Below are 7,679 nucleotides of genomic sequence, written 5' to 3' on the forward strand. Positions count from 1 at the left end.
TGCGGAACGATGTCTCCGAACCAGACACCCGTCGGGGCAGCCGACTGCCGGAGGAGCACTGCGGTGATCGACAAAGCTTCGATCTACTTCGCTGTCTTGGCGGCTCGTGTCCTGACTTAGCGCTCTGCGGGGTTGAGCACCGATGGTGCTTCCACGTTGGAGTTGCAGCTGCGATTACGTGGCCGCTGAAACCACAGCAGCCGGGGCTTCTTCAGGTGGCGTGGGCGCAGTGCCACTTTGCGGAAAACCACGCGCCCGCGCACCGGTGCCATGGTTTGTAGCACCGAGGCCACCACGACCAGCCCGATGGCCGCCAGCTTGAGCTGGGACACGTTCTGGGAGAGCAGGAGCCAACCGAAGAGCGCGGCGAAGACGGGCTCCAAAGCGATCAGGATGGAAAAGACGTTGGGGGCAAGCTTGCGCAGCGCAAGGAATTCCAACGAGTAGGGGATGAGCGAGGCCAGCACGCCCGTGCCCAGAGCAAGCAGCAGTAGCGAAGGATCGCTGGCCAAAGCCACCGCCCCGCGCCCACCCACTGGCAGGAGCACCAAGCCACCGATGAGGAAGGCCACGGCCAAACCATCTTGGCCGCTAAAGAGCGCGCCGGCCTTCTTACTGGCCAGTATGTAGGCGGCCCACATCGCGCCGGCACACAGCAAGAAGAACACACCTCGCAGGTTGAGGGGAGCTCCGTTGAAGGAGTCCAGGCCCATCAGACCCATGCCGAGAAGGGCGAGGGCGACGCAGGTGGCGTCGCGAAGCGAGCGTGAGAGGCACGCCGCCAGCAGTAGCGGGCCGAGGAACTCGATGGTCACGGCAGGACCTAACGCAACAAGCTCGATGCCGGCATAGAAGAATCCGTTCATCAGGCCCAGCGTGAGTCCGAAAATGCTCGCGGAGATCCACTTCTCACGGCTCCACGTGCGCACGCGCGGTCGCGCAATGGCGAGCAGAATCACGGCGGCGAAGAGCAAACGCAGCGAAGCGGTGCCCCAGGGCCCGCCGATGGGGAAGAGCTGGATGGCGAGGCTCGCTCCGAGCTGGATTGAAATGCACGAGCCGATGACGCACAGAACGGCAAGGGGATTGGTCATGCAGTCCATTGTGGGGTGGGAAGAACTGTTAGTCTATCTACAGTTTTTAACACGTACCTGTTAGGGATTCTGTCATGTTGGATCTGCACCGTCTGCGCATTCTTTATGAGCTGCAACGCCTCGGCACCGTCACTGCCGTGGCGGAATCGCTGCGGTATACGCACTCGGCCATCTCCCAACAACTGGCACAGTGTGAAAAAGACGTCGGCGTGGCGCTCTATGAGAAAGTCGGCCGGCGAGTGCGTTTGACGGAGCCGGGGAAAATCCTCGCGTCTTATGCTGAGCGGATGCTCGCCTTGGCGGATGAGGCCGAGTCACAGGTCATTGCATCCACCAACGCGGTGCGTGGCACGATCAAGGTCACGACGTTTCAGACCATCATGTCCTCGCTGGTCCCGCGGGCGCTGACGGAGCTAGCCAGGGAGTACCCGGACCTGCGCGTGCAGATCATCCAGCGCGAAGCCGATGGCGCGATGGAGCTGCTGGCGCGCCGGGAGGTGGACCTCATCCTGGGTGAAGAGTATGAGTCGGACATGCCCGCCACGGATGAGCACACCCACCGGGAGCTGCTTCTCGACGACCCCCTACGCCTCATCACCCCACTCACCGGCCCCTGGAACACACTGCGCTTAGAGGATTTTGCAGCGTTCGATGGCGAAATCCCTTTTGCCATGGACCCGGAGGAGTTTTTATTGGGGCGCTTCGTCCACCGTCTGTGCCGCCGGCATGGTTTTAACCCCAGCGTGCTCTATGAAACCCCGGATCCCTTCTTGCACGCGCACTTGGTGCGCACGGGCCACGCGGTGGCGGTGATTTCGGACCTTTTTCTTGAGGAGATCGAAGGCGTACGTGTGGTTGCTTTGCCTGGTAATCCCACCCGCACGCTCTACACAGCGGTGCGTGCTGGACGCGAGGGGCACCCCGCTCTGCGGGCGTTTCGGGCGGCATTGGGCAAGGCGGCTGCCACCGCTAAAGATTTTGGACCTCTCCCTGCGGTCTAGGGCGCGGGTTCTTGCGTTAAACTGATGACCGTGACTAACCCAAATGCAACCCCGCGTCCTGTCCTCGTGGTGGACTTTGGCGCCCAGTACGCGCAGCTCATCGCCCGGCGCGTGCGTGAGGCCAACATCTACTCCGAGGTTGTCCCCAACTCTGCCTCCGTGGAGGACATCAAGGCCAAGAACCCGGCCGCGCTGATCCTCTCCGGTGGCCCGTCCTCCGTATACGCGGACGGCGCCCCTGCTCTGAAGCCGGAGCTGCTCGAGCTCGGCATCCCGGTCTTTGGTATCTGCTACGGCTTCCAGTCCATGACCCAAGCCCTGGGCGGCACCGTGGCCTCCACTGGTGCCCGCGAGTACGGCCGCACGGACATGACCGTGTCCGGCGGCGTGCTGCACAAGGGCCTGGAGGACACCCACAAGGTGTGGATGTCTCACGGCGATTCGGTCACTGAAGCCCCGGAGGGCTTTGAGGTGACCGCGTCGTCGGAAGGCGCTCCCGTGGCAGCCTTCGAGTGCCTGTCCAAGCAGATGGCCGGCGTGCAGTATCACCCGGAAGTCCTTCACTCGCCGTACGGCCAGGAGGTGCTCACGCGCTTTTTGACTGAGGTAGCAGGTTTGGAGCAGAACTGGACCGCAGAGAACATTGCGGAGCAGCTCATCAACGATGTGCGCGAGCAGATCGGTGAGGAAGGCCGTGCAATCTGCGGCCTGTCCGGTGGCGTGGATTCCGCCGTAGCCGCAGCCCTCGTGCAGCGCGCTATCGGTGACCGTTTGACTTGTGTCTTCGTTGACCACGGCCTGCTGCGCGCGGGTGAGCGTGAGCAGGTGGAGAAGGACTTCGTGGCGTCGACTGGCGCCAAGCTCATCACCGTGGATGAGCGCGAGGCCTTCCTCAACAAGCTGGCCGGTGTGACCGAGCCGGAGGCCAAGCGTAAGGCCATCGGTGCGGAGTTCATCCGTTCCTTCGAGCGCGCCGTCGACCAGGCTCTGGACGGCCAGGATGCCGCGTTCTTGGTGCAGGGCACGCTGTACCCGGACGTCGTGGAGTCCGGTGGCGGTGACGGTACTGCGAATATTAAGTCCCACCACAACGTGGGCGGCCTGCCTGACGACGTCGAGTTCGAGCTCGTCGAGCCGCTGCGCCTGCTCTTCAAGGATGAGGTCCGTGCGGTTGGCCGCGAGCTGGGCCTGCCGGAGGAAATCGTGGCGCGCCAGCCTTTCCCGGGCCCGGGCCTGGGTATCCGCATCATCGGTGAGGTCACCGAGGAGCGTCTCGAGACGCTGCGCCAGGCGGACCTCATCGCGCGTACCGAGCTGACCAACGCTGGCCTGGACGGCGAGATTTGGCAGTGCCCGGTGGTGCTGCTTGCCGACGTCCGCTCCGTCGGCGTCCAAGGCGATGGCCGCACCTATGGCCACCCGATCGTCCTGCGCCCAGTGTCCTCCGAGGACGCCATGACCGCGGACTGGACCCGCCTGCCGTACGACGTGCTGGAGAAGATCTCCACCCGCATCACCAACGAGGTCAAGGAAGTCAACCGCGTGGTGCTCGACGTAACCTCGAAGCCGCCGGGAACCATCGAGTGGGAGTAAAAGCGAAGCGAAGCAAACTCCCAGACGCTGCGTAGCGCGGCCGTGCCCTAACTAACTGGGCGCGGCCGCGCTCCCGTTTTCCGCCCCTGGCACTCAGTTCCGCGGAATGGAGCTGAAGCTCCTGCGCGCCCGCCGCAGCCGCAGGCGTCAGCCGGCACCATACGGTTAACACGCATGCCGCTAGCGTGCCCGTTGCCAGTATCGACGGCGTTAGTACGCACGGCACAAGGGCACATACCTCTTTAACGCGCGCGCGAGTAGCCGCACGCCGAGCAAGTTTTCTCAGCGAGCGGCTGGTTAAAGCGGTTGTGTGATTAGGGCGAAGCTCTACAGGTGGGATGAACTCGGTGGCGGGTCCGGAGGTTTGCCGGAGTTCTGCGGCGGCGCGCCGGGGGCAGAGCCTGGTGCCGCACGCGGCGTGGAACGTGGGGCGGGCGGGCCGGATGTCGGCGGATCCGTGGATGTTCGAGCAGGCGGGTGGGCCGGGCTTTCGATGGGAATCGGCGGCCCCGCCCACGGCGGCAGGTAGTGCACGCGGCCATCGATGCGGTCGAGGCGCCCGCGGCCGGTGGGCTTTTCCGGATCATCGTCATTGACCGCATTGTGGTAGGCACACAGCGGCACCAAGTTGGCCATATTCGTCGGCCCGCCATCTTGGAAGCGGGTGAGGTGATGAATCTGCGAGTCCTCAGCAGGTGCGTTGCATCCCGGCCACGCGCACGTCGGGTGCTCCGCCGACAACGCCAGGCGCTGCTTGGTGTTGGCGAAACGGCTCGCCATGTAGAGGTTCACGGGGCCGTGATGGGGATGGACGAGGGTGATGAGGCCGAGGTCGGCAAGCTTTTCGCGCACGAATTCCGCACCGGTCATCGTCGCGCCATTAGTCAGCTGCAGCTCAATCTCCTCACCGTCACCGTCGACGATGCGGTCCAGCTCACCCAAGCGCACGATGACGTTCGACTGCAGCGTCTGGCCGGAACCACCGCCGCCGCGGAACACGGTATGCGCTGCGGTGAGCAAATCCCGATCCGTGGACTTGAGCACGGCCAACAGCTTGGAAATATTGAGCGAGGAATCCGTAATGCTCAGCGTGTGGTTGCGGCCCGCGCGCCGCGTCACCCGCACGCCCGGTGCAGGGTCCTTGGGCGGACGCCACTCTTTGAGCTTTGCCTTCGCCACCATGGGGATTTTCTCCCGCGGGGTGGCCGCCAGTAGTTGCCGCAGCTCCCAGGCCCTGCGGGCTTTAAGCTTGGAACAGTAGCGCTCGATATCGAGGAGCGTGAACACGTCGTGGCCCGTACGGCGTGCCTTGCGCTGCCGGGAGCGGAACATCGTGTCCCCGAAATACACCGCGTGTAGCCCCAGCAGCTTCTCCGCGAAATCTGGTCGCGCACCCATCTGAACCAGCTGCGCGCGCGTAACACCGGCGCATTGCTCGACGACGTCCAGCCCGCGCGCTAGTGCTTGAATGTAACCCCCCAGTTGCATAGCCCACAGCCTAAACCAGGCCGGGGAACCTCGCTACTTGAGCGCAGAAATCGCGGCGCAGAGCTTATCGACGTCCCCCTCTTCCGTCGACCACGCCGTACAAAAACGCACCACCCGCAGGCCTTCGTGTTCTTCGAAGAACTGGCGCACGAAGTCCTGCGAGAGTTTGTCTTCCTGCTCGCGGGTTAGCAGAGCGAACTGCTGATTGGTGGGAGAGTCAAAGAGCATGTCGATGCCTGCGGCGCGGAATGCCTCGGCGATGCGCTGGGCCTGGGCGTTGGCGCGGGCGCAGATCTGTTCGTAGAGGGTGGTTGCTGCAGCGCTGTTTACCTCATTGCCCGGGGTGGCTGCTTGAGCGCGAGTGCAGGTTGCGTTCGACTCAGCGAGCGCGTCGGCGGAGACAGTAGGAGGGGCGCTGAAGAGGGCGGCGAATTGCGCGCCGAGCAACCAGCCCTTAGCCAGCAGGCCACCGCTTTGTTTCATGGCATTGCGAAAGCGCGGAGCACCCGCGGGGAAGACGATGGCCTCGCCGAAGAGGGCGCCGCATTTGGTGCCGCCGATGGTGAAGACGTCGACAAGCGCGGCCAGGTCCGGCAGGGTGATATCTGAAGCGGACAGGCCGTAGCCGAGGCGGGCGCCGTCGACAAACAGGCCCAACCCGTATTCATCGCAGACCGCGCGCAGGGCCACGAGTTCGGCGCGGGAGTAGGCGGTGCCAAACTCAGTGGGTTGGGTGATATAGACCAGCGCCGGCTCCGGCATGTGCTCTTCCACCCCGGAGGCGCGGTACTCATCCATGCACGCGCGGACCTGTGCGGCGGTGATCTTTCCCAGCTGGTTTGGCAGCGTGATGACCTTGTGCCCGGTGTGCTCGATAGCACCCGTCTCATGGGTGGCGATGTGCCCGCTATCCGCCGCAATAACACCTTCCCAGGGGCGCAGCCGGTGGGCGATGATGGTGGCGTTGGCCTGCGTGCCACCGACCATGAAATGCACCTCGGCGTTCGGTGCCTGGCAGGCAGCGCGGATACGCTCAGCGGCCGTGTTGCAAAGCTCGTCGGTGCCGTAGCCGGCATAAGCCCCGCCTGCCCCCGCGATGGCTTCCAGGACGCGGGGGTGAGCGGAGCGATGGTAGTCGTTGCCGAAGTGAATCATGGTGGGTCAGTTTAGCCGGTGACCGTGACTTCGCCGATGCCGGCGTCGATGTGAATGTTCAACAGCGCGTCAGGGTCCTGACGTTCGGTGCAGTTACTCTCACCCAGGCCGTCATCGCAGGTCAGCGAGACAGGGACGTCCTTCGGGAGGATGACCTCGACGGCGCCGATGCCGGCGTCGACGGTGACATCGTGCTCGTCTTTCAGGCCGTGGAGCTGGCTGAAGTCTACCGTCGATTCGCCGATGCCCAGGTCATAGTACTCCTTAAGCTCCTCTTCATGGGTGGGGGCAAAGTGCTGTTCACCGGCGTTAAAGCGGAAGCTGAAACCGGACTCCTCGTCGGCCTCGGCGACGAAGGTGACTCCAAGGAAGGCAATCGTCAGGGCCGCTCCCACAGCGCCGAGGGCAATCGCGCCCTCGACCCACTGCGAACCGCGCTTCTTTGTCGGTTCCTCCCGCGGGCCCGGCTCCGGCAGGTCCCAGGCATCGGGCACCACGCCGAGTGGATCCCAAGACGGCGGAGTCCTACGCCCTGGCGGGAAGGGGTGGCCGTCTGCCGGGGTATAAGGGTTGAGGTTGACAGGTTCCTCGCGCACCGGCTGCTCGGCGGCCAATAGCCCGCTGGGCGGTAGCGGTTCGCGTTGGTGAAGGGCGTACCATGCCAGCGCCAACAGCCCGAAGGTCAACACAGCGGGCGGAAGTCCGGCGAGGAATTGTCCGCTGAGGAACAGTGGGCCGGAGCTAAAAGTAAGAAGAACACCGACAATCAGAATCCAGCCGAGCTCTTGTTCCTCCTTGACACCATCCTTGCCCAAGGCCGCATCGAGCGGGCAGTAGGGCGAGCCAAAGCGCGGCATGAGCGCCCACGCGGCGAGGTAGGCGGCGATGCCACCGCCGAAGGCGAGTGACGCGACCACGAAGGCCACGCGCACGATCGTGGGGTCGAGCTGATAGCGCACCGCGATGCCTTCGCAGACACCAGCGAGGTGCGCGTCACCGCCCTGTTTCTTGGGAAGGCGGACGGGGCGGGTCGTCCACATCTGGTTGAGCGTGCTGTTCTTCGTCATACTTTTATGGTGCCGTGCGGGGCCTCGTTGCGGTATCGGTAATCGCCCTGATTTTTCGGCCTCAGGGTTGTCCCTGATGTGCCCGAGGGGTGGCGCGTGGGACCATAGCTAGTATGACTTCGCCCTATGTGCCCGCAGAAAACGCGGCGCCTTATCCCGTGATGTCGCGCCCCCAGTCTGGCCGCGTGGTCGCCGGCGTGGCGGCGGGATTGGCGCAGAATCTTGGGGTCTCGGCGCTCTCCGTGCGCATCGCTTTGACCGCGTTGACCTTGCTGGGCGGG

The 7,679-nt window shown here is 64.3% G+C and carries 7 protein-coding genes; 3 read left to right on the top strand and 4 right to left on the bottom strand.

The features are described from left to right. Nucleotides 1-116: 116 nt before the first annotated feature. Nucleotides 117-1,094, bottom strand: coding sequence for an EamA family transporter (locus tag HMPREF2896_RS03675; RefSeq protein WP_168165681.1), 978 nt, complete (start codon nucleotides 1,092-1,094; stop codon nucleotides 117-119). 74 nt (nucleotides 1,095-1,168) lie between these two features. On the opposite strand from HMPREF2896_RS03675, the gene HMPREF2896_RS03680 reads away from it, so the two are divergent. Then, on the top strand, nucleotides 1,169-2,095 hold the full coding sequence (locus HMPREF2896_RS03680) for a LysR family transcriptional regulator (RefSeq protein WP_070717823.1): 927 nt from the start codon (nucleotides 1,169-1,171) through the stop codon (nucleotides 2,093-2,095). Between the two features lie 24 nt (nucleotides 2,096-2,119). Further along, nucleotides 2,120-3,688: a glutamine-hydrolyzing GMP synthase gene (guaA, locus tag HMPREF2896_RS03685; RefSeq protein WP_070717825.1), complete on the top strand. Its 1,569-nt coding sequence runs from the start codon at nucleotides 2,120-2,122 to the stop codon at nucleotides 3,686-3,688. Between the two features lie 327 nt (nucleotides 3,689-4,015). Here guaA and HMPREF2896_RS03690 read toward each other — a convergent pair whose 3' ends face one another. The 3 genes from HMPREF2896_RS03690 to HMPREF2896_RS03700 are packed head-to-tail and all read right to left on the bottom strand — an operon-like array spanning nucleotide 4,016 to nucleotide 7,398. After that, the gene (locus HMPREF2896_RS03690) at nucleotides 4,016-5,176 is read right to left on the bottom strand and encodes an HNH endonuclease signature motif containing protein (RefSeq protein ID WP_070717828.1); all 1,161 of its coding nucleotides are present in this window, start codon (nucleotides 5,174-5,176) and stop codon (nucleotides 4,016-4,018) included. Between the two features lie 33 nt (nucleotides 5,177-5,209). Continuing rightward, entirely contained in the window at nucleotides 5,210-6,331 is a 1,122-nt protein-coding gene (locus tag HMPREF2896_RS03695; protein WP_070717831.1) for a threonine aldolase family protein, read from the bottom strand. 11 nt (nucleotides 6,332-6,342) lie between these two features. Further along, on the bottom strand, nucleotides 6,343-7,398 hold the full coding sequence (locus tag HMPREF2896_RS03700) for a PspC domain-containing protein (protein ID WP_070717834.1): 1,056 nt from the start codon (nucleotides 7,396-7,398) through the stop codon (nucleotides 6,343-6,345). Nucleotides 7,399-7,559: 161 nt separating this feature from the next. On the opposite strand from HMPREF2896_RS03700, the gene HMPREF2896_RS12340 reads away from it, so the two are divergent. Then, nucleotides 7,560-7,679: PspC domain-containing protein (locus HMPREF2896_RS12340; protein ID WP_246823989.1), on the top strand; the 120-nt coding region annotated here is incomplete at its 3' end.

It is taken from the genome of Corynebacterium sp. HMSC069E04, from assembly GCF_001813175.1.
Taxonomy (GTDB): Bacteria; Actinomycetota; Actinomycetes; order Mycobacteriales; family Mycobacteriaceae; genus Corynebacterium; species Corynebacterium aurimucosum.